Consider the following 21,024-nt stretch of genomic DNA (forward strand, 5'->3'; position numbering starts at 1 on the left):
GGATTTTGTTGTTCCAGGACCCAACAGTGTGCCAAACACCACCCACCCCACGAACACAACCCTTGATGACCTGTTCCCCACATCCACAAAAGCAGATGTTGTACTTGGATCGGATTGCCTCGTGCCGGCAGGCACCTATTTCATTGATATTCCACCCTTGAGCAACTCACCCAGAAACATGCGTTCTGGCAATGAGTCTTTACTCCTCACACCACCAACAACAACCATGCGGTCGTTCTCGTGGTGTTTGGTGCTCCTTAGAAAGGAGGTGATCCAGCCGCACCTTCCGGTACGGCTACCTTGTTACGACTTAGTCCCAATCGCCAGTCCCACCTTCGACCACTCCCTCCCTTGCGGGTTGGGCCATGGGCTTCGGGTGTTACCAACTTTCGTGACTTGACGGGCGGTGTGTACAAGGCCCGGGAACGTATTCACCGCAGCGTTGCTGATCTGCGATTACTAGCGACTCCGACTTCATGGGGTCGAGTTGCAGACCCCAATCCGAACTGAGACCGGCTTTTTGGGATTAGCTCCACCTCACAGTATCGCAACCCATTGTACCGGCCATTGTAGCATGCGTGAAGCCCAAGACATAAGGGGCATGATGATTTGACGTCGTCCTCACCTTCCTCCGAGTTGACCCCGGCAGTCTCCTATGAGTCCCCACCACTACGTGCTGGCAACATAGAACGAGGGTTGCGCTCGTTGCGGGACTTAACCCAACATCTCACGACACGAGCTGACGACAACCATGCACCACCTGTAAACCGACCGCAAGCGGGGCACTTGTTTCCAAGCGTTTCCAGTTCATGTCAAGCCTTGGTAAGGTTCTTCGCGTTGCATCGAATTAATCCGCATGCTCCGCCGCTTGTGCGGGCCCCCGTCAATTCCTTTGAGTTTTAGCCTTGCGGCCGTACTCCCCAGGCGGGGCACTTAATGCGTTAGCTACGGCGCGGAAAACGTGGAATGTCCCCCACACCTAGTGCCCAACGTTTACGGCATGGACTACCAGGGTATCTAATCCTGTTCGCTCCCCATGCTTTCGCTCCTCAGCGTCAGTTAATGCCCAGAGACCTGCCTTCGCCATCGGTGTTCCTCCTGATATCTGCGCATTTCACCGCTACACCAGGAATTCCAGTCTCCCCTACATCACTCTAGTCTGCCCGTACCCACCGCAGATCCGGAGTTGAGCCCCGGACTTTCACGGCAGACGCGACAAACCGCCTACGAGCTCTTTACGCCCAATAATTCCGGATAACGCTTGCGCCCTACGTATTACCGCGGCTGCTGGCACGTAGTTAGCCGGCGCTTCTTCTGCAAGTACCCTCAACCACACAAAATGTGGCCTTGTTCCCTACTGAAAGAGGTTTACAACCCGAAGGCCGTCATCCCTCACGCGGCGTCGCTGCATCAGGCTTTCGCCCATTGTGCAATATTCCCCACTGCTGCCTCCCGTAGGAGTCTGGGCCGTGTCTCAGTCCCAGTGTGGCCGGTCACCCTCTCAGGCCGGCTACCCGTCGTCGCCTTGGTAAGCCATTACCTCACCAACAAGCTGATAGGCCGCGAGTCCATCCAAAACCAATAAATCTTTCAACCAAACACCATGCGGTGAAAAGTCAATATCCAGTATTAGACCTCGTTTCCAAGGCTTATCCCAGAGTTAAGGGCAGGTTACTCACGTGTTACTCACCCGTTCGCCACTAATCCCCCCACAAGTGAGGTTCATCGTTCGACTTGCATGTGTTAAGCACGCCGCCAGCGTTCATCCTGAGCCAGGATCAAACTCTCCGTTAATAACTAAACAAACAGACACACACATCCACACCGGAAAAAGGCAATGAACACATGCACTAAATTCGAAACCAGCTAAACAGTCCTGCCATCACCACAGGGGCGGCAACAACAAAACCAAATAACCAATCCATATAAATAAATTGGTATCAATAAAACTTGGCACACTATTGAGTTCTCAAACAACAAACACACCCAGCCACACACCCAAACAAACACACGTTCATTCGCAATGATCAGCACCGAGGCAACTTTTCAAGCTTACCCACAAAGTCCCAGCAAAGCAAATCCACTCAAACAAGCAGACCAACCACACCACAACACGCCAACACAACCAGCAAAACCAGCCACATCAACTCAAGCAATACCGTTCCCCCATCAACCGGAGCAACTCGAAAAACAATACACACCTTTCAAACAACACGCAAATCCACCAACCCGCCCCGACTATCAGTCGCTTAGTGGTCCATTCGCTCCTACTTCTTGGATCCTTCCAGAACGTATTTGTGCGCAAGTACGGAACAGAGCCCCGCGATGGCCCAAACAAGAAGGGCCGCAAGTATCCAGGTGAAGAAGCCATGAATTCTGATGCCGCCAAACGACAGGGTGGCAATGATCAATGCCAACCAAGTCGAGACAAGGGAAGCTGCTCCGGCCAACGCTGGCGTGTACTTGTTTGCCAACTTGGCTACAACTCCCTCCAAGAGTGACTGGGCAACGGTAAAGACGACGATTGCTGTGAGGAAGCCGACCAGGCCCAAGCTGAATCGAGGCAGGATCAGGGCAGCCAAGATAATCGCCACTGCTGAACTGCCCAGCTGAACTCCGACATGGACCATTAGTTTCTTCATGCCTCGATCCTATGCGGAAGGGGATGGCTAGGTCAGCATTCTCCAGAGAACCGTTGCCTTGACGCAGCAAGGAGCTGTTGCCGCCGTATTCTCCGGCCACAACAGCTCCTTTCATGGGCCCAGTTGTTGTAGTTATTCCACTGGGGAGTTCCTTCAGCGCCGATTCAGTACGTCTGCACCCAATCCCTGGCGCGCCGTCTTCTGCTGAAGACAACCGTTCCCAGGGCAAGTGCTGCAATCCCGGTGATCAACAGTCCCGGCAGAAGAGGGGCTACTCCGGTGTTCGCCAAGTCGGACGCGTCCTTGCTTCCCTCGCTCATGTTTGCTTCGGGAACACGGGCAGCCGTTCCGGTCGGCACCGATGTTGTCTCTGCGGAGGACCTGCCCGGGCCCCGGGCCCCTAGAAGTGTCCGTGGACTTAGCCGTTTGGGTGTGACTCGGAGCCGAGATGTCGCTTGGTTCCGGCCCCACAACCTGCGGCTGCTCCCGCTGTTGCTCCGGTCAACACCAGTGCTCCCAGGTCGAGAGTTGTTTCCACTTCGGCCTTTGCCTGAAGACCCGCGGTCGGATCGAAAACGGCGGTGGCGGTGCTCGGGGTAGAGGCACTCAGTGTCCAGTCTTCCTCACCGTTTCCCAGTCGCGTCCTTCGGAGGTGTTTGGTAGCTCAAAGCCCAGGACACCGCCAGCTTGTTGCTTTTCGACATCCACCCCGGCTACAGAGTGTGGGTCCCCGCCAATGGAGACCGACCTGAAGTGGCTGGGCTGGTTTTCTTGGGCTTCTGTTGTATTGATCTGCAGCGTCTTCCCATTTTCCGGGCCCATCGTCGCGGCCTTGACCTTGGGTGTGTTCAGAACCACGATGCCCGAGCCGGGAGCATGGGCTGGATGCCGAGGGCGGCCATGACGTCTCAGGCGCACGGCGTGCCGAGGTCTTCATTGCCCCCATCGCCGCCTTACATGTTGGGAAAACGCTTCAATTTCAGTGCCAAGACTTCACTAGTTGTGGCCCACGAAGTTGCATGGCTATGGATTCATCATCATTGACTCGTTCCCGGACTTGCCGCCACGGCTGCGATAGTTGTCGCTGCCGCTCTGGCCCGCGCGGCCGGTGAAACTCCGGAGTTGTGCTGCACACGGGAATGTTGCAGTAATAGTCGAGGTGCTCGAGGAAGTCGTCACGTCCGTCGATGAGCTCCTGCAGTCCGACCACGACCTGTTCGGCCGTCCACTGGTACCGCCATTGCGCTCCCTGGCAAACAGGGCACGGAATGTTGCTTGCGTGAGGCAGGTGCCCCCGAGGGGGAAAATTTGTAGCAACTCAAGCCGTCAGCAGTGTGCATTTTTCATCCTTGCCCTTGTGCTGGTCGTTCACGTCGCTGCCGATGCTCGGTCAGAACAGAGCCTTGTACAACTGTAAGTAGAAGATCTTGCGTTGTTCAGGAGAGGCACCAGTTTCCCGCCGCATCCGTTCCACGCTCCAGCCGGCTTTAGCCTGCTTCCGCACTTTATCGAACGACGGCGGGACCCCGGCCTGCGCTGTTTCAGCAACCCGATTGGTCCGGGCTCCAGCGGCACTGACAAACAATATGCCTAGGCCGGGCTCCACCTCCATCCCAGTAGTGGCGTCAAAACGTGCAACCGGGCGTTGTTGCCATTTTCAGTTTCACTTATGGCTGTATCCGGGGCATAAGCACCCTCGCTTCCCCGCGCAAAGGAACTGGATCCTGCACCACGGAGCCTTTGCCCCACGTTGAAAGGGAGGTCCGAGGCAGTGCCTTCTGAAGCAGCGCCTTCGACAAGGCCTGGAGATGGACATCGAAGCGCGTCGTCGCTCTCGGGTCAGCTTCGACATCATTTACCCAGGTGGCCCCATTGAAGTTCGCCTGCAGTGGCACCGTCACGATTGTCTGCCAGGACCGCATCCGCCTCAACCGCAAGCCGGCGCGGTCAACAAAACATGCTGGGCCCTGGGTCTCGGTCCTACCGCAGGGACTCTTCGCCGCTGCCTTCGGGCAGTGTGGCGATCAAACCGTAGACGCGGCGGGCGCAAAACCCCATGCTGGTCTTCTGTGCCCTGTCCGAGTTCTTGTTGGAGGATCACGTCAGTAGGACCCGGTCCTGCAGGAAGACTTCTTACTTCGCTGTTCTGTTCATGGAAGGAGAAAAAGAGGGCACCCACATCTTCCAAGAGCAGGACGATGCTGTCAGGAGCCCTTGTTGGCAGAACACGAACCATGATTGCACCGGGACCCCGCCGTGCAGCAACAGGAGCAGCAGCTTTGAGGCACGGACCATCTTCCGCTGAAGGATCGCCCTGACAATCCTGTGGCACATTTACCCCGCTAGTTCGACGCATCCCGTGGCACAAGCTCCAGTTTGTTGAGAACATGGGGCTTTGCGAAGTCTTGTCAATACACTGCGGGACCATCCACTGCCGGATTTCGACAGGAGCAACCGCCGTGGATCCCCAAAAGATACAAAAATCCCCGGCGAAACCATTGGTTTCACCGGGGATTCTCAAAAACGTGCGCGAGGGGGGATTTGAACCCCCACGCCCTTTCGGACACTGGCACCTGAAGCCAGCGCGTCTGCCGTTCCGCCACTCGCGCGTTTTTCTTGTCTCACCGAAGGGTCGAAGTAATTTCGTCTCTCAGTGGAACAGCGAGATCAAGCATATAGGACACTGTACCGATTTACCTAAACGAGCTGTTCCACAGCTGCTGACTGAGCCAATTTCAGTCCTGCAAAGCAATCCCGATCCTTGATTTCACATGGATCTTTCCACCTGCCGCCGCTTCCCTGCAGTGCCCTGCCGTTGTAGGAAGTTTGCCACATCCGGCTCACCCAACAGGTATATTCAAAGGCTGCGGCAGTAGTATCGAGCATGGGTAGAGTTGTGCGCGATGCGGACGACGCTGGTTTGGTGCCCTTTGCGACACAGCCTGTGCACCGGTTTCCAGGCAACCTGCCCGCACACTTCAGCTACTCCAGGACCATCCAGCAAGTAACAAGTAAGCAGTACCATTCAGCAGCACCTAAGGAAAGGAGAGTAGATGGGTTTGTTTGACAACGTTGAAAAAGGCATTGAAAAGGCAGTCCGTGGCGCCTTCTCGATAGGTTCCAAGACGGTGCAGCCTGTGGAACTGGCCAGTTCCCTGCGCAGGGAACTGGATGACAAAGCAATGACTTTGGATGCCGGACGGACCCTCGCTCCCAATATTTTCAATATCGAACTTGGCGATGCCGACTTCGAACGCGCCCAAGCCTGGGGCGTGACACTGGCTGAAGAACTGTGCGATGTTGTCATCAACCACTCCCGCAGCCAAGGTTACGTCTTGCAAGGCCCCGTGCGTGTTGCGTTCAACCACCACGCTGACCTCCGTGCTGGCCATTTTGATGTCGCTTCCGCCACAGAGAAGGAAAATGCCGCGCCGTCGCTGGATGTAGGAGCCCACAACACCCCGCGACCCCCCGCCCGTCCCAGCCAGAATCCTGGAGTTGCCCAAGCCCCCCCGGCGCCGGTCTACAAACGCCAGCCACCGCCGTCGTCCCCGGCTGCCGCCCCTCAGGGCCAGCCCGTGCTGGACATTGACGGTCAGCGATACTCCCTCAACGCTTCCTCCATCATTCTCGGCAGGTCTTCGGAAGCCGATATTTTGATCGACGACACAGGCGTGTCACGCAAGCACCTGGAAATTCGTGCCCGGGACGGAGCCACCACGGCCGTTGACCTTGGGTCGACCAACGGCAGCTACGTGGATGGCCACCGCGTTCAAGGCACGGCAGCCCTGCACGACGGATCGAGCATCACCATGGGACACACCCAAATAACCTTCCGCATCCTCCCGGCACGGGGCGGTGGTCGGCGATGAACGATCTCAGCCTCGTTGTCACCATTTTGCGCTTTGGCTTTCTGGTCTTGATGTGGATCATGGTGTTCAGTGTTGTGGCGGCCATGCGCCGAGACCTGGTGATCGGACGCAAAGCCAAGGTGGGCGAACTCACTGCCAGGGAGGCCCGCAAGCATCCGGAATTGATTGAAGTGGCCCCACAAGCCAAGCCACAGGCCCACCAACTTGTTGTGACCGAGGGCCCCCTCCAAGGGACCACTCTGGAACTTGCCGGCATGCCCATTTTGCTGGGACGCGCACAGGAAGCCACGCTGGTGCTTGAGGACGACTACGCCTCCGGACGCCATGCACGCCTTTTCCCGCAGGGCACTCGCTGGTTCATTGAAGATTTAGGCTCCACCAATGGAACATTCCTCGGTGGCACGGCGTTGACTCGCGCCCTTCCCGTGGAACTCGGTGTTCCTGTGCGGATCGGCAAAACGGTCATCGAATTGAGGCCGTGAACATGGCCGAATATCCGCTCATCCTGCGCTACGCCGCCAGATCCCATGTGGGCATGGTCAGGGCCAAAAACGACGATTCCGCCTATGCGGGGAAGTATTTGGCCGTTGTCGCCGACGGCATGGGTGGACACGCAGGCGGTGACGTGGCCAGCGCCTCCACTGTCCTTGACTTGGTGCATTTGGACCACAACCACCACAATGACGACGCAGGGACGCGCCTGGCCGATGAAATCCAAAGCGCAAATTCGCTGCTTTCCGAACTGGTGCATGTCAATCCTAAATTGGCTGGCATGGGCACCACCGTGACTGCCCTGCTGCTCTCCGGGGAACGCCTGGCCTACGCCCACATTGGTGATTCCCGCGCCTACCGGCTCAAGGATGGAGCCTTTGAACAGCTGAGCACGGACCATACCTTTGTCCAGCGCATGATCGAGGCGGGTCGCATGACCGAAGCCGAAGCCGACGTTCACCCCCACAAAAACGTGCTCATGCGCGTTCTGGGTGATGTTGATGCCTCGCCCGAACTGGATCTGAAGCACTTCGATGCCAGCCCGGGCGAACGCTGGCTGTTGTGCTCGGACGGACTGAACTTTGTGCGTCATGGCGTCATTGAAGAAGTCATCCGGCACACGAAATCCCTTGCCACGGCCGCCGACACGCTCATTGAGCTGACCCTGGCCGCAGGCTCGCCCGACAACGTCACCGTGGTTGTCTTTGACGTTGTCGAAGCCACCCCCGAGCAGACCCGCACAGCTGCCCTGGAGACCGTCAAGCCCGACACCTCCGTCTCCGATGAATCCGATCTTCCACCTCAGACCGCTGTACCGGCCACGACCCAGGCTGACATGCACGACGGCGGGACTCCTGCCGGGCGTGAGCCGTCCGGGCACACGGATGCGAATCCGGAAGACGAACACCCGGCCACGGACACCGACAGCGTTGCCCCTGCCGAGGCCAACGACCCAGACGATCCCGATGAAGCGGACGATTCCGACTCCGAGGCGCTGGACGCCAATATTCGCGAAGCTGCCATCCGGAAAGAACTGGCCGGACGATCACATGAACTCGTGGGTGCAGCGCTGACTGCCAATGCCGATGGCAAGATCCCGCTGCTTCCACACCATCCCGCTGCGCAGCGCGCCGCAACTGTCCTCACGCACAAACCCGAAGCTGCACCGACCATGGTGGAGGACACCGAGGTGTCGCTCCCGAGACTGCGTCAGCGGCCCTTGGTACTGGCCATCCTCGGCTTCCTGGCAGCCCTTGTCATTGTGGCGGGTTCCTGGGCCGCCTACGCTTGGACTCAAACACAGTTCTTTGTGGGCGTTTCGCATGGAAACGTGGCCATCTTCAAGGGTGTTTCACAATCGCTCGGCCCCGTCTCACTCTCGCATCTCTATCGGGAAACCAGCGTTGAGGTTCACTCCCTGCCCGACTATTCGCAACAGCTGGTCGCTGCGACAATGCCGGTTTCCACGCTCAGCGGTGCCGAGCAAATCATCAGCGACTTGCAACTGGGCACGGGCACGAGCCTGCCCCCATGCGACCTTGTGCCGTCGCCGAGCACCAGTTCGGCGCCCACCAGTTCGCCGACGGGGACCCAATCCTCCACGGCCAAGGGCACCCCTGTGCCAACCCCAAGCTCCGCTTCGGCCGGCTCGGCTGTCGGCAGCACGGCGAAGGCAAGCCCCAGCACCGCGGCAAGCAAGACGGCAACGCCTGCAGCACCCCCTACATGCATTCCCGGAGGTGGAAATTGAGCCAGCTACTGACCGTCTCCAAGCCACGCCGGAACACCGAACTGCTCCTGCTGGTGCTGGCATTGGCCATGTCAGCCATGGCCAATGGTTTGGTGAACTTGAACCTGGGCCGCAGCTTCGACAACGACTTCTACATCCAGATAGCAATTCTGACCGTGTTGTCTGTTGGTTTCCACGTGGTTTTGCGCTTCAAGGCGAAATATGCCGATCCGGTAATGTTGCCCGTGGTCGTGGCCCTGAACGGCCTCGGTCTGGCTGTCATCCACCGCTTGGACATCGCTTCCGGGGACACTGCCGGAACACGGCAATGGATGTGGACAAGCCTTGCCGCCATCGCCGCCATCGCCGTGGTCTGGTTCCTGCGCGACCATCGAATTCTGCGCCGCTACACCTACATATCCCTGCTGGCCTCGGTGATTCTGCTGATTCTTCCCCTCGTTCCCGGGATTAGCGCGGGCAACGTCAATGGTGCGACGGTCTGGATTGCGATTGGTCCGTTTACGTTCCAACCAGGTGAGATAGCGAAAATCACCTTGGCCATGTTCTTTGCCGGGTACCTATCTTCCAACCGCGACTTGATCCTTCTGGCCGGAAAGAAGATTGGTCCACTTCAGCTTCCGCGCGCCCAGGACCTTGCCCCCATGATCGTGGCGTGGCTGGCCAGTGTTGGCGTGCTGGTTTTTCAGCGCGACCTGGGCACATCTATCCTGTTCTTTGGCCTGTTCATGGTCATGATCTACGTCGCGACCAGCCGCATCAGCTGGATCTTCATCGGCCTGGCGTTGATTGCCGTCGGCGGAGTTGCCGCGTATCAATTGTTTCCCCACGTGACCCGACGCATCGACGTCTGGGTCCACGCCCTGAATCCCGAATACATCGGTGCTGCCGGCGGGAGTTTCCAAGTAGTCGAAGGGCTGTTTGGCCTGGCCAACGGCGGGCTCATGGGAACCGGTTTCGGCCAAGGTTCCCCCGACAATGTGCCCCTGGCAAATAGTGACATGATCATCGCCAGCATTGGTGAGGAGCTGGGCCTTGTGGGCTTGTTTGCTGTCATCTCGCTTTACGCCCTCTTCATCGCCCGAGGATTCCGCGCAGCCCTCGGCACGCGAGACGCCTTCGGAAAGCTCCTGGCCGTGGGATTGTCGTTTGCCTTTGCACTGCAGTGCTTTGTCATCATCGGTGGCGTGACCCGGCTCATCCCTCTGACGGGTCTCACAACGCCCTTCCTGGCAGCTGGTGGTTCTTCATTGTTGGCCAACTGGATCATCCTGGCGCTGCTGCTGAAAATTTCAGATGCCGCACGGCGTCCCATTGACGTTTCTGCCATGCCACCATCCAGTGAAACCCCGCCAACCATTGAGCCGACACAGAAGGAGGTGCCCGCACCATGAACCAAGCAATCCGCAATTCATGGATCGTCGCCATCGCCTTGTTTGCCTTGCTCTTTGGCTCAATTTCCTACGTGCAGTTCTTTGCCGTGGATTCACTCAATGCCAATCCCAACAACAACCGTCAGCTGGAGATGAATTTCTGCGGCAACCGCGGCCCCATCCTGGTCGACGGTCAAGCCATTGCCGAATCGGTTGCCACAAAAACCGACTGCAAGTTCCAGCGCAAGTACAACGATCCTCTGCTCTACGCGGGACTGACAGGCTTCTTCAGCAAGTACTCCGGACAGTACGGCGTGGAATCAGCCATGAAGGACGAGCTCACGGGCACTTCCGACAGCGCTTTGTTTGACCGCATCGCCCAGGCTTTCACCGGTGCGCAGCCGCAGGGTCGCTCCGTGGAGCTGACAGTTGATTCGAAAATTCAAAAGCTCGCCTACGATTCAATCCCCGATGGCATCGGCGGTTCCATTGTGGTCATGAACCCCAAGACCGGCGCCATCATCGCCATGGTGTCGAAGCCGTCCTACGACACCAACCTGTTGGCGACCCACAACAAGGCGGACTTCGATGAGTCGATGGCAAGCCTTGTGGGCATCCCCGGAATCAACTTGTTTGGTTCCTCCGCTTACAAGCAGTTGTACGCACCCGGCTCGGTCTTCAAGATCATCGATACGGCCGCCGCGCTGGAGTCGGGCAAGTATAAGAAGGACAGCATTCTTCCCAATCCCGCACAGTTGACCTTCCCTGGCATCGAGTACACCTTGCCCAACTACGCGAACGGCCAGTGCTACACCCAAGACAAGGCGTCCTTCGCCTTCGCCTTGGAGAACTCCTGCAATACGCCGTTTGCCAGCATTGCCCTGGATTTGGGACAGGATGCCATTACGGCCCAAGCCGAGAAATTCGGTTTCAACGACAATTCGCTGACTTTACCGGATTCGGTGGTCGGCAGCCGTTTTCCTGGCAGCGAAGGCAAATTGGATGCCCCGGCCTTGGCGCAAAGTGCCATCGGCCAGCGCGATGTCCTCAGCACCCCCTTGGAGATCGCCATGATGACTGCCGCCATTGCCAACGGTGGCAAGCAAATGGCACCGAATCTAGTACAAACCGTGCGCACCCCGGAACTAAAAACTGTCTCGAGCCTCAAACCCGAGGTTTTGCGTCAGTCGACAACGCCGGAAATTGCGGCCCAGATTACTGATTGGATGGTCAGTGTGGTTGACAACGGCATTGCTTCGGCCGCGGCCGTTCCCGGTGTTGAAGTGGCAGGCAAGACAGGAACCGCAGAGCTTGGAGATGGATTGAACAACTCATGGTTTACCGGCTTTGCACCGGCCAACGACCCGGAGGTGGTCGTCACCATTGTCATGCCAGAGGTTGATGTGGCCACCGGCGCACAATTTACAAGTCCCAATGCAAGCAAACTCTTCAAGGCGGTGTTGAAAAAGTGAGGCCTACTTCTGGTATCACCTTAGGCGGCAGGTTCAAACTCACATCACGCATTGCCATTGGCGGCATGGGTGAGGTGTGGAAGGCGGAGGACTTGGTCCTGGGCCGCATAGTTGCCATTAAGATCCTCAAGGACGAATACACAGGGGATCCCGGTTTCCGGGCCAGGTTCCGGGCAGAGGCCAAGCACACGGCACTGCTCAACCATGACGGCATCGCGAACGTGTTTGACTACGGCGAGGAAGACGGTTCCGCCTACCTGGTGATGGAACTTGTCCCCGGCGAGCCGCTTTCAACTCTAATCGAACGTGAGCACGTCCTCACTGCGGACTGGACGCTGTCAATGATCGCCCAAACGGCGCGCGCCCTGGCCGTGGCACATGCACAGGGACTTGTGCACCGCGACGTGAAGCCCGGCAATCTGTTGATCACACCCGACGACAAGGTCAAGATCACCGATTTCGGCATCGCCCGCCTTGCCGACCAGGTGCCCCTGACCCAAACAGGGCAAGTGATGGGCACCGCCCAATATCTGGCCCCGGAGCAGGCAACGGGACAGGTGGCGACGGGGTCGAGTGACATATATTCCCTGGGCATCATAGGTTATGAGTGCATCACCGGACACCGCCCGTTCTCCGGCGAATCACAGATCGCCATTGCACTGGCCCAGGTCAATGATGCACCGCCTCCGCTGCCTGACACATTGCCCACTCCCGTGCGTGCCTTGTTGATGTCCATGCTGGCGAAAGATCCGACCAACCGGCCGGCGAACGCCATGAAACTGGCCGAAGCTGCCGAAGCCATTCGGGTGGGCAACATCAAGGCTGCCCACGCAGCAGTGCCGGGCATGCTGCTCTTTGAAGCAAGCACCGGGCCCATCACCGCACCCGTCGATGTCAATGGAACAGCTCCCACGTCCGTGGTTGGAAATATTGCCGAGCCTTCGACCACTGCTCTCCCTGCTGTCACGGACGACGAAGGAACCGCGGCCCCGACTCGCGCTGAGGTTCTCGCTGCAGAGCGCGCTTGGTCTGCGGAAGATGACGAACAGGCGTTGGAGGACGAGGATGCGTCCCCTGACGAGACTAAAAAGAAGGGCCGCAGCCCCTGGACTTGGCCACTGATTGCGTTGCTCGTCCTTTTGGTTTTTGCCGTTGGCGCCCTGCTCCTGCAGAACAACGGGTTCTTTGGCGACAAACCGGCGACGCCACCGACCGCGGCGAGCCAGACTCCGTCGGCCACGAGCGCGAGCCCAACCACAGCCTCCGAGGAGCCCACCCCCACGGAGGATCAGCCCACATCGGAGGCGCCCGCCGACGTTGATGTCATCAGCAACCAGCTGGTCGGCAAGCCGTTTGCCGACGTCGAGTCGCTACTGACCGGTCAAGGACTGCAGGTGGACCGTGCCGCGGACGAGTTTAGTGACAAGGTCACAGAAGGGACCGTCATAAGTGTCAATCCCACTGGCCTCGTAGCTGCGGGTTCGACCATCACAGTCACCGTCTCCAAGGGCAGGGAACCACAGGAACCTACTGCGGCTGCTGTTCCTTCCTCGTCAGGCCAGAACGGCGATTCTTATGACCAGGCCTTGGTTGCGGCTGGTTTCATTCCGGCCCGCGTCGAGGAACCATCAGTATCGGTGGCAAAGGGAGTCGTCATTCGCACCGACCCGACAGCAGGCACACAGGCCGACAAGGGTTCTGTCGTAACCTATTACGTCTCCACGGGCCCGGAGGACGCACCAACACCCACCGCCACAACGCCACCTCCAGCCGCGGCCCCATCAGTGCCTCCTGCCGCCGGGGACGGCCAGTAGCGTTTGTCTCCAACAACCAAGCAATTCCCCAATCTCCCACACACTGATACCGGAAGGACCCCAGGTACCCATGAGTGTTCCGCGCGTCCTGAGTGACAGGTATGAGATTGGGGAACTGCTCGGCCGCGGCGGCATGGCCGACGTGTATAAAGCCAGGGACATTCGGCTGGGCCGCTCCGTGGCCATCAAAATGCTGCGGGCAGATGTTGCCCGCGACTCCCAGCTGCAGGCTCGCTTCCGCCGCGAGGCACAAGCTGTGGCAGGACTCAACAATCCGTTCATCGTGGCCGTCTACGACACCGGTGAACACGTTGTCACGAACCAAGGGCACGACAGCTCCCATGTCCCCTACATCGTCATGGAGTACGTCCATGGCAAAACGCTGCGCGACTTGATTCGCAGCAAGAGCCTCACCATTGACCAGTCCGTCGACTACACCTTGGGGGTGCTCTCTGCCCTCGATTACAGCCATCGTTCCGGCATTGTCCACCGCGATATCAAGCCTGCCAACGTCATGGTGACCGAGGACGAGCACGGGGCCCTGGGCCAGGTCAAGGTGATGGACTTCGGCATTGCCAGGACCATTTCGGATTCGGCCGCCACCATGACCCAGACTCAGACAGTCATGGGCACGGCACAGTATCTGTCACCCGAACAAGCCCGCGGGGAGAGTGTCGACGCCCGAAGCGACCTGTACTCCGCCGCCTGCTTGCTCTATGAAATGCTTGCCGGTCGGCCGCCGTTCATCGGCGATTCCCCTGTTTCAGTGGCGTACCAGCATGTGCGTGAAAATCCGCCCCTGCCCAGCATTTACAACACTGAGCTGTCGCCAGCCCTTGACGCGCTCCTGCTGCGCGCCCTGCAAAAGGACCGGGCACACCGCTTCCAGGATGCAGCCTCCTTCCGCCGCGCCCTGCGTGCCGCGCGCACTGGTGTCATGCCCACCGCTGCCGCGTCCCCCGCTGACTGCTCACCTGCTGCCGTGGCCGCCCTCGCCGTGTCCGGACCCGTGGCCGCCCCGGCCCTGCTGCCCCTGCCTGCCGCCGAGGATGCCACGGGGCCTGTGCAGGCAGTGGACGACGGCGGCCCATCCACCCGTGCGATGGCGAAAGTTCTCGCCGGGGGTGCGCTGACAACCGACGACGGCGGCGCTGAGCAAGCGGCGGATGTTCCCCCTGCCGACAACCGACGCCGACGGGCATGGATGATCACCCTCTTCCTCGGGCTGGTCATTGTTCTTGGAGGCGGTGCCATGGTTGGCTACAACATGCTCAATGCCGAGCCTGCGGCAGTGGTGCAAGTATCCATCCCATCCCTGGATGGTTCCCCCCAAGACGAGGCACTGACCCAGCTCCGCAACTTGGATCTTGAGCCCCATGTCACCGATGAATACTCGAAGTCAGTGGCGGCAGGCGATGTGATCCGAACACAGCCAGGCTCGGGCACCATGCTGAACCCCGGCTCTGCCATTGAACTGTTTGTCTCAAAGGGGCCCTCGCAGGTAACCATTCCCAAAGACCTTGCCGGCAAGACTGAATCCGAGGTCCGGGACGACTTGCGCGCACTGAATTTGACGTTCAACAACAACGAACTAGTCAATGACGGGATCATTCCGGCCACTTTTGTTGTCACAACGGACCCAGCCCCGGGCGAGACCGTTCCCGTGAATTCCGGCATCACACTGAGAATCTCCACCGGGCAGGTCTTGATGCCTTCCTTGTTTGACTTGACCAAGGACCCCGACAAGGTGGAGGAAGCTGTGACAGCCGAGCTGAAAAAAGTCTCCCCGCACCTGGATGTCACCTTTGAGGAAGCGGAGAACACCGTTGTCACCCCTGGCATGGTGACAAACCAGTCGATCTCGGCAGAGACCGCGGTGGCTCAGCACACCACCGTTGTGGTGACCCTCGCCAAAGCGCCCGAGCCTGCGGAGCCCACACCAACGCCAACACCGAAGCCCACCAAGACGGCGAAAGCCTCGCCGTCGGCAACGCCCAAGGAAACACCCGCACCGTAATCAGCCGGCGCCCCTGCTGGCGGTTGTTAGTGCCAGCTAGCTGTTGATCAAGGGGCTCAACGTGGATGCCTTGGCGGCAGCACCAGCCAAGCCCAATGATTCAAGCCAGTTTCCCAACATGGTGTAGCCGCCCTCGGTGAGCACGGATTCCGGATGGAACTGCACCCCGCACAAGGGGGCGGACTTGTGCGCCAAACCCATGATCACGCCGTCGGCCGTTTCAGCCGTCACTTCAAGGATGTCCGGGATGGTCGAGGGCACGGCAGCCAGCGAGTGGTACCTCGTGGCGGTGACCGGGCTGGGCAGCCCCGCAAACACGCTGGTGCCGTGGTGGATCACATCACTGGTCTTGCCATGCATCAGCTGCTCAGCGTGGGTGACAACACCGCCATAGGCCTCAGCAAGTGCCTGATGCCCCAGACAGACTCCGAGCATGGGTTTCGCGTTGTCGCCGCACCACTTGATCAATTCGATGCACACGCCGGCCTCGGCGGGCGTGCCGGGGCCGGGGGAGACGAGGACGCCGTCGCGCGCGGCCGCAAGTTCAATGGCCTCGGCGAGCGTGACGTCGTCGTTGCGGACAACGGTTGTTTCGGCACCGAGCTGCTGCAAATAACCCACCAGGGTGTAAACAAAGCTGTCGTAGTTGTCAATGACAAGAATTCGCACGCCCATGTCAGACTCCACCGCCAATTGTCGAATCATTCAGGGGATTGAATTGGGAGAGCCACGGGAACACAAATTGCATCAGCAGCAGCACTGCCGCGACCAGGAATAGGACGCTCGTGATGATGCGGAACCACAGGGGGCCCGGAAGGTTTCTAAAGATCCAGCCGTACATGCTCAGCCTTTCTGGTTTGCTGCAACTTGGGCCGCAATGGCGGCGGGCGGGCCTGCACTGGCCGGCTGCCACGACTCAAGGACTGAGTAGGCAATGATGCGTTCCTCGGCGCCAAAGCGAGGGTTGCAACTTGTCATGGTGAGGAAGCGCTCGGTGGGTTTGGCGTCCGGCTGGGTTGGCACGGGCAACAGCACATCTGCACGGGTGGGCAGCACAATTTGGTTGTTGCGAAATACGTAGGTGTAATAGCCGTCCTTGGTCTGGGCATAAATCTTGTCCCCCGGCACCAAGGTGTGGATGGCGTCCAAAACAGCGCCGTGGGTTTGCCTGTGGCCGGCGATGGCAAAATTTCCAACTCCGCCAGGCATGGTCGAACTGTCGTACCGGCCAAGTCCCAGGGTGTCCAGCTGGGCTGTGCCGACGCCCTCCACAAGGGGGCGACTGTAGTTGGCACCAAACCGGGGAATGTAGACGACGCCAAAGACCGTGCTGGGGGCTTCCGGGGCTCCCATGACCTTGGGTTCGCCAAAGTCTGCGGGAGCATGCGGCGCCGCTGGCGTGACCGGCCCCTGCAGGTCTTGGGAAAACTCGGAAACCGCCGCTTGTTGAGCGGAATTGGCTTCAATGTTTGTCCACCATAGTTCCCACACGACAAACAACAGCAAGATGACACCGCAGGTAATGAGAAGCTCACCAAGCACCTGAACTAGCGTGCGAAAGAAGCCCTGCTTGGGCCGTTGCTCCCGCTGGCGGCGTGCGGCGCGTTTGCGTTGATTGCGCACCTTCTCATTTCCGGAGAGCAACTCGTCAACACCCACGCCTGTTTCGACATGGCCGGGCGATTGAACCACGCGGGTCTCCTGACTGAAGTTGAGCGGTTGTGTCATGCAATCTCCGACTGCGCTAAATGCAGCTAGAATTACGTCAACAATACCGGCAGTTCCCCACCTTGGAACAATTCACCCAGCAACATCACCGCCAATGAACTGCCGTTCCACTCAACGAGCTGGCAGTTACGCTGGCCACAATGTCAAGGAGCTCCTGTGCCCGAGTCAAAATCGCGTCGCCGTCCCACCAAGGGACCAGCCCAGACGCCATCAAGCAAAACACAGCAGCCCAATGCCGCATGGTTTCTTCCCGTCATGGTCACTTTGATGCTGCTGGGCTTGGTGTGGATCATCACCTACTACATCTCTGACGGAATGTTCCCGATTCCCAACATCGGGAACTGGAACATCGGCATTGGCTTCGCCATAGCACTGGCCGGATTCATGATGACTACGCGCTGGCGCAGCTAGCCTCGGGCGTCCTTTTCTTCCCGCTGCTCTTTTTGCACGTAGCGGCCCTGGGGATCCTTTGCGGCATGGCCAGGTACGTCACCGGCCGTGCCGTAGTCGGCTTCGACGAATCTTCCGCTGGTTGTTTTCGGCGTGGCTGCTTCCTCGCCTGCGCGCCCGTAGTCGCCTTCGATATAGCGGCCCTCAAGGTCTTCGGCCTTGTGCCCTTTTTCCGATCCGGCTTTGCCGTAGGAACCCTCGACGTATCGTCCGCGGTCTTCTTGTTCCTCGTTCATGGTGGTTCCTCGCCTTCCTCAGCGCCGCGCCAACCTTGGCCAATTGGAAGCGGGCATGTCCTTGTTCAATCTTGTCTCCAGTTTATGCCGCCGCCGGACTTCTGGACAGGGGGTGGCGGCCGTCCTCCGAAGCTCACCACCAAGGCCCCTGCCGGGGCTGGCAGGGGCAGGTTCGCTCCAACCGTCAGCCTCGCCGGGGGACAGACGGTTGGATCTTCCCTGCGGTTCAAGAACCCGTCCAGGATTTGCTTCCCCGACGGCGGCTGCCCACACACGTCGGGGTCCTGGGCCTGGGTTTACTTGGGGCCGAGCTTCTTGGCCGTCCGCAGGGTGCCGGATTCCAGGTCTGCAGCAGAACCATTTTTCAGCAGTCGCCATTCACTTTTGTCCTCGAGCGTTTATGACCGGCGGGCACTGGCACTATCAGTTGACGCTTCACCGTTCATGAGCACTGCCAGTTGTTCGCGGGATTGGATGTCCAATTTAATGAATGTCCTGTACAGATGACCTTCGATGGTGCGCAATGAAACGTGCAGCCTGGCAGCGATGGAGTTATTGGATTCCCCTTGGGCAACCAGCAGCGCAATCTGATGTTCACGACGTGTCATCTTGGGTTGGTCAATGGATTGAAAAACTGGTGAGACAAGCCCGGGCAGATGCTCACGCATGGCCACAACCTTGCTTGCGGTTTTGCGGCTCTTGTGAACTTTTCCGCTGTCATGGAACTTTTTAAGTGCCAGCGTGGCAAGCTCCACGGCGATCAGCTCAAAGCCGTAGTCCATGGCGATCGCACTGGCCCGGTCAAGACTTGCCGGATCTTGGGAGCGCAGAGCCTCCGCCCAGTTCACGAAGAATTCTTTACTGCCGGATTCCAGCAGTGTTGCCACCTCGGCCAACCTCACGACCGCGTCGGAATCGCCAACCCGCACCATCAGGGAAAGTACCGTCAGTTCAATTCCCAGGTACCCCTTGTCAAGGCATTGGTGCTGCACACTGCGCAGGCGTGCCAGCCCCGGTTCGGATTGTCCGCTCATGTATTGGGCGGCAGCGGCATAAGCTGCGCCTTCCAATTCGTAAAATTTGCCGCTCCGCCGGGCCAGCCCCGCCAGCTGCTTTTGGCATTCCTGTGACCCCGCCAGATCCCCTCGCATCATCAGGCAGTAGGCCTTCAACCCCAGAGCCGTGCCCAACACTGACCATGGGTCATAGTCATTGAGTGCTCCCACCGCCGATTCCAATGCCGTCAAAGCTTCCTCGATGTAACCGCGTCTGCTGTGCATCATGGCACTGGCCAAGTCCCGCAGACCACCGGCATAAAGCAAGAGATCGGGATTGACAAACGTTGCAGGCTCCAACGCGATCCGCACGTGGGCCCATGCGCCGTCGTAAATTAGCGCTGCAACCGAGCGGGAGTACGCCAAAATGGCAATGTCAGGACGTGGGAAGCCGGCCGGATCCTCCAACTTGGCAATGACTTCCATGGCCATGCCCACCGACTTGTTCATCTGGCCGGTTACCCAAAACATCTCGCACAACAGTGACTTCAGGTGGACTTGGTCGCCAACACTCGCCGTTAGTGGATGACAAAGAAGTGACTGAATGTTCGCCGTAGCCTGTTCGACTTTGCCCAGGGAAACATCACTCATGGCCCGGACCATCAAAATTTCAATGTCGGCACTGCTGGAGGACTCTCCCAAGACCGCCTGTCCGAAGCGGCTTTCATGCCGAGCCAATGCCTCCTTGAAGCGCGCTTCGTAATCCATCTCCGCAAAGTGGCTCAGATGCACAGCACGCATGGCCCTGGCCGCAGCTTCGGGGGATGGGGCCAGCTCAAGTGATTGCAGGGCAAGTGTGCGAGCTTCTTCGGGACGGTTTTGGTTGAGGTGCGCAATGGAACGCTCGGCAAGCAACGCCGCGAAGTGCTTGCCGTCCACTCCATTGTTGCTCAATTGCAGGGCTTCGTGCGGGCGCATCAGCTGATTGGCCCAGCTTGTTGCCTCCAAAATTCGGTTCTCACTGACTGTCAGCCCGCAGTCCAGAAACCAACGGGTGAAGTTGATGATTGCTTCAGGGTCAGTTTGTTCTTCCACTGAAAGGACTTCCGACACTTCGGCCAAGAGTTTGCGGCTGCGCCCCACGGGAACCATCGCCCGGATGGCAGGCGCAGTTGCCTGGCGGGCCAGCCGCATTGACATCGCAGTCCCGGAAACAATCTCCACCAATTCCCGCTGCTGGATGTCATCGACAGCCTCCGGAATGGTCAAGTCAAGCAGCATGTCCAACGGCAGCGGTCCGGCAAGAGCGAGGATTTCTATGATGCGCCGGGATTCCGTCGGCAGGTGGTCCAAATCCATCTGCAGGAACTCCCAGGATTCCGTCCCCAGAAGATCTGCAGGGTGGTCCAACACCCACACGTTGTTGGCCTTGCGCAGGGATCCTTCCTCCTGCGCACCGGCCACCAACCCTTGAAGCACCAAGGGATTGCCGTCGGACCGGCTGGCCAGGTATTCAGCAGCAGGTCCGGCCACCTTGCCACCTAGAACCTCTTCCAAAAAGGTTTGGACGTCCGTCGACTGTAGCGGGGCCAATTCAAAACGAGTCAGATGCCCGTCCCGCCACAGATCCCGCAGGTAGGTATTGTGGCCACCGGGCTGGTCCACAAGAATCAGTTTTGCTTCTGAAGACATGACCACTTGAAGAATGATGGCAGCACTTTGACTGTCAAGATGATCTGCATTGTCCACCATCAAGAAGACGCGTCCGCCCCCCGCAGCGGCGGCGCTGATTTGTCCCAGCAGACCATTGAGAACTTCGTAGTAGTCGTTGCTGCGGATCAGGTTGGCACCAACCCGGGCATTGACGGCACCAAAGGGGATGGAGGCCAGGGCCTTGCTGGCAGAAAGCCTGATCGTGACGGTTTCAGGACCCAGCGCTGCGTGAATCTGGCCCAACATCCAGGTTTTTCCCGCTCCACGGGAGCCGACAATGAGCACGCCTCGCGACGAGCTGCTTGTCAGCTGCTTAACAATGTCCCCAACGTTTGCCCGGCGGGCCACTCTTCCCCATTTCATAAAAACTGCAGCTTCCGTGTTGGCCGCAATATTCTGCGACACCCCCTGTTGCCCGGCAACACTCCGCCGCAAACCGCTACAACTATTTTCATTCTAGTTTCGTGGCAGTG

15 protein-coding genes, 1 tRNA gene and 1 rRNA gene are annotated in these 21,024 nt (G+C 58.9%); 8 read left to right on the forward strand and 9 right to left on the reverse strand.

The genetic code is table 11. The annotated features are described in order from the left end of the window. Positions 1-261 precede the first annotated feature (261 nt). The 5 genes from QMG25_RS02085 to QMG25_RS02105 form a co-directional block, all read right to left on the reverse strand. Positions 262-1,794 (reverse strand): 16S ribosomal RNA (locus QMG25_RS02085). 473 nt (positions 1,795-2,267) lie between these two features. After that, a complete protein-coding gene (locus QMG25_RS02090) occupies positions 2,268-2,642 on the reverse strand; it encodes a phage holin family protein (RefSeq protein ID WP_283456843.1) in 375 nt (124 codons plus the stop codon). A 164-nt stretch (positions 2,643-2,806) separates the two neighbouring features. Next, a complete protein-coding gene (locus tag QMG25_RS02095) occupies positions 2,807-2,962 on the reverse strand; it encodes a hypothetical protein (RefSeq protein ID WP_283456845.1) in 156 nt (51 codons plus the stop codon). A 286-nt stretch (positions 2,963-3,248) separates the two neighbouring features. Further along, complete coding sequence (locus QMG25_RS02100) at positions 3,249-3,500, reverse strand: hypothetical protein (RefSeq protein ID WP_283456847.1); 252 nt, start codon at positions 3,498-3,500, stop codon at positions 3,249-3,251. Between the two features lie 1,668 nt (positions 3,501-5,168). Further along, positions 5,169-5,251 (reverse strand) — tRNA-Leu (locus QMG25_RS02105). Between the two features lie 444 nt (positions 5,252-5,695). Between QMG25_RS02105 and QMG25_RS02110 the strand changes: the two genes are divergently transcribed. From QMG25_RS02110 to pknB, 7 genes are all read left to right on the forward strand, one after another. Continuing rightward, complete coding sequence (locus QMG25_RS02110; protein ID WP_283456849.1) at positions 5,696-6,514, forward strand: FHA domain-containing protein; 819 nt, start codon at positions 5,696-5,698, stop codon at positions 6,512-6,514. Beyond that, positions 6,511-6,996: an FHA domain-containing protein FhaB/FipA gene (locus QMG25_RS02115; protein WP_283456851.1), complete on the forward strand. Its 486-nt coding sequence runs from the start codon at positions 6,511-6,513 to the stop codon at positions 6,994-6,996. The genes QMG25_RS02110 and QMG25_RS02115 overlap by 4 nt, the downstream gene beginning before the upstream one ends. A 2-nt stretch (positions 6,997-6,998) precedes the next feature. After that, entirely contained in the window at positions 6,999-8,756 is a 1,758-nt protein-coding gene (locus tag QMG25_RS02120; protein ID WP_283457363.1) for a PP2C family protein-serine/threonine phosphatase, read from the forward strand. Further along, positions 8,753-10,147, forward strand: coding sequence for an FtsW/RodA/SpoVE family cell cycle protein (locus QMG25_RS02125; RefSeq protein ID WP_283456853.1), 1,395 nt, complete (start codon positions 8,753-8,755; stop codon positions 10,145-10,147). Before QMG25_RS02120 ends, QMG25_RS02125 begins: the two co-directional genes overlap by 4 nt. Continuing rightward, complete coding sequence (locus tag QMG25_RS02130) at positions 10,144-11,598, forward strand: penicillin-binding transpeptidase domain-containing protein (RefSeq protein WP_283456855.1); 1,455 nt, start codon at positions 10,144-10,146, stop codon at positions 11,596-11,598. Before QMG25_RS02125 ends, QMG25_RS02130 begins: the two co-directional genes overlap by 4 nt. After that, on the forward strand, positions 11,595-13,412 hold the full coding sequence (locus QMG25_RS02135; protein ID WP_283456857.1) for a protein kinase domain-containing protein: 1,818 nt from the start codon (positions 11,595-11,597) through the stop codon (positions 13,410-13,412). The genes QMG25_RS02130 and QMG25_RS02135 overlap by 4 nt, the downstream gene beginning before the upstream one ends. A 70-nt stretch (positions 13,413-13,482) precedes the next feature. Beyond that, entirely contained in the window at positions 13,483-15,429 is a 1,947-nt protein-coding gene (gene pknB, locus QMG25_RS02140) for a Stk1 family PASTA domain-containing Ser/Thr kinase (RefSeq protein WP_283456859.1), read from the forward strand. Between the two features lie 36 nt (positions 15,430-15,465). Here the strand turns inward: pknB and QMG25_RS02145 are convergent, their stop codons facing one another. After that, entirely contained in the window at positions 15,466-16,104 is a 639-nt protein-coding gene (locus tag QMG25_RS02145) for an anthranilate synthase component II (RefSeq protein ID WP_283456861.1), read from the reverse strand. A 168-nt stretch (positions 16,105-16,272) separates the two neighbouring features. Further along, the gene (locus QMG25_RS02150) at positions 16,273-17,157 is read right to left on the reverse strand and encodes a class E sortase (protein WP_283456863.1); all 885 of its coding nucleotides are present in this window, start codon (positions 17,155-17,157) and stop codon (positions 16,273-16,275) included. A 156-nt stretch (positions 17,158-17,313) separates the two neighbouring features. Here QMG25_RS02150 and QMG25_RS02155 point away from each other — a divergent pair, with 156 nt between their 5' ends. Then, positions 17,314-17,568, forward strand: a complete 255-nt coding sequence (locus QMG25_RS02155) for a cell division protein CrgA (protein WP_283456865.1) — start codon at positions 17,314-17,316, stop codon at positions 17,566-17,568. On the opposite strand, the gene QMG25_RS02160 is transcribed toward QMG25_RS02155, so the two are convergent. Both QMG25_RS02160 and QMG25_RS02165 read right to left on the reverse strand, forming a co-directional pair. Then, on the reverse strand, positions 17,565-17,843 hold the full coding sequence (locus tag QMG25_RS02160; RefSeq protein WP_283456867.1) for a hypothetical protein: 279 nt from the start codon (positions 17,841-17,843) through the stop codon (positions 17,565-17,567). The genes QMG25_RS02155 and QMG25_RS02160 overlap by 4 nt on opposite strands. A 398-nt stretch (positions 17,844-18,241) precedes the next feature. Continuing rightward, positions 18,242-20,914, reverse strand: coding sequence for a LuxR C-terminal-related transcriptional regulator (locus QMG25_RS02165; RefSeq protein WP_283456869.1), 2,673 nt, complete (start codon positions 20,912-20,914; stop codon positions 18,242-18,244). Positions 20,915-21,024 lie beyond the last annotated feature (110 nt).

The organism is Arthrobacter sp. H35-D1 (assembly GCF_030063185.1).
GTDB lineage: Bacteria > Actinomycetota > Actinomycetes > Actinomycetales > Micrococcaceae > Specibacter.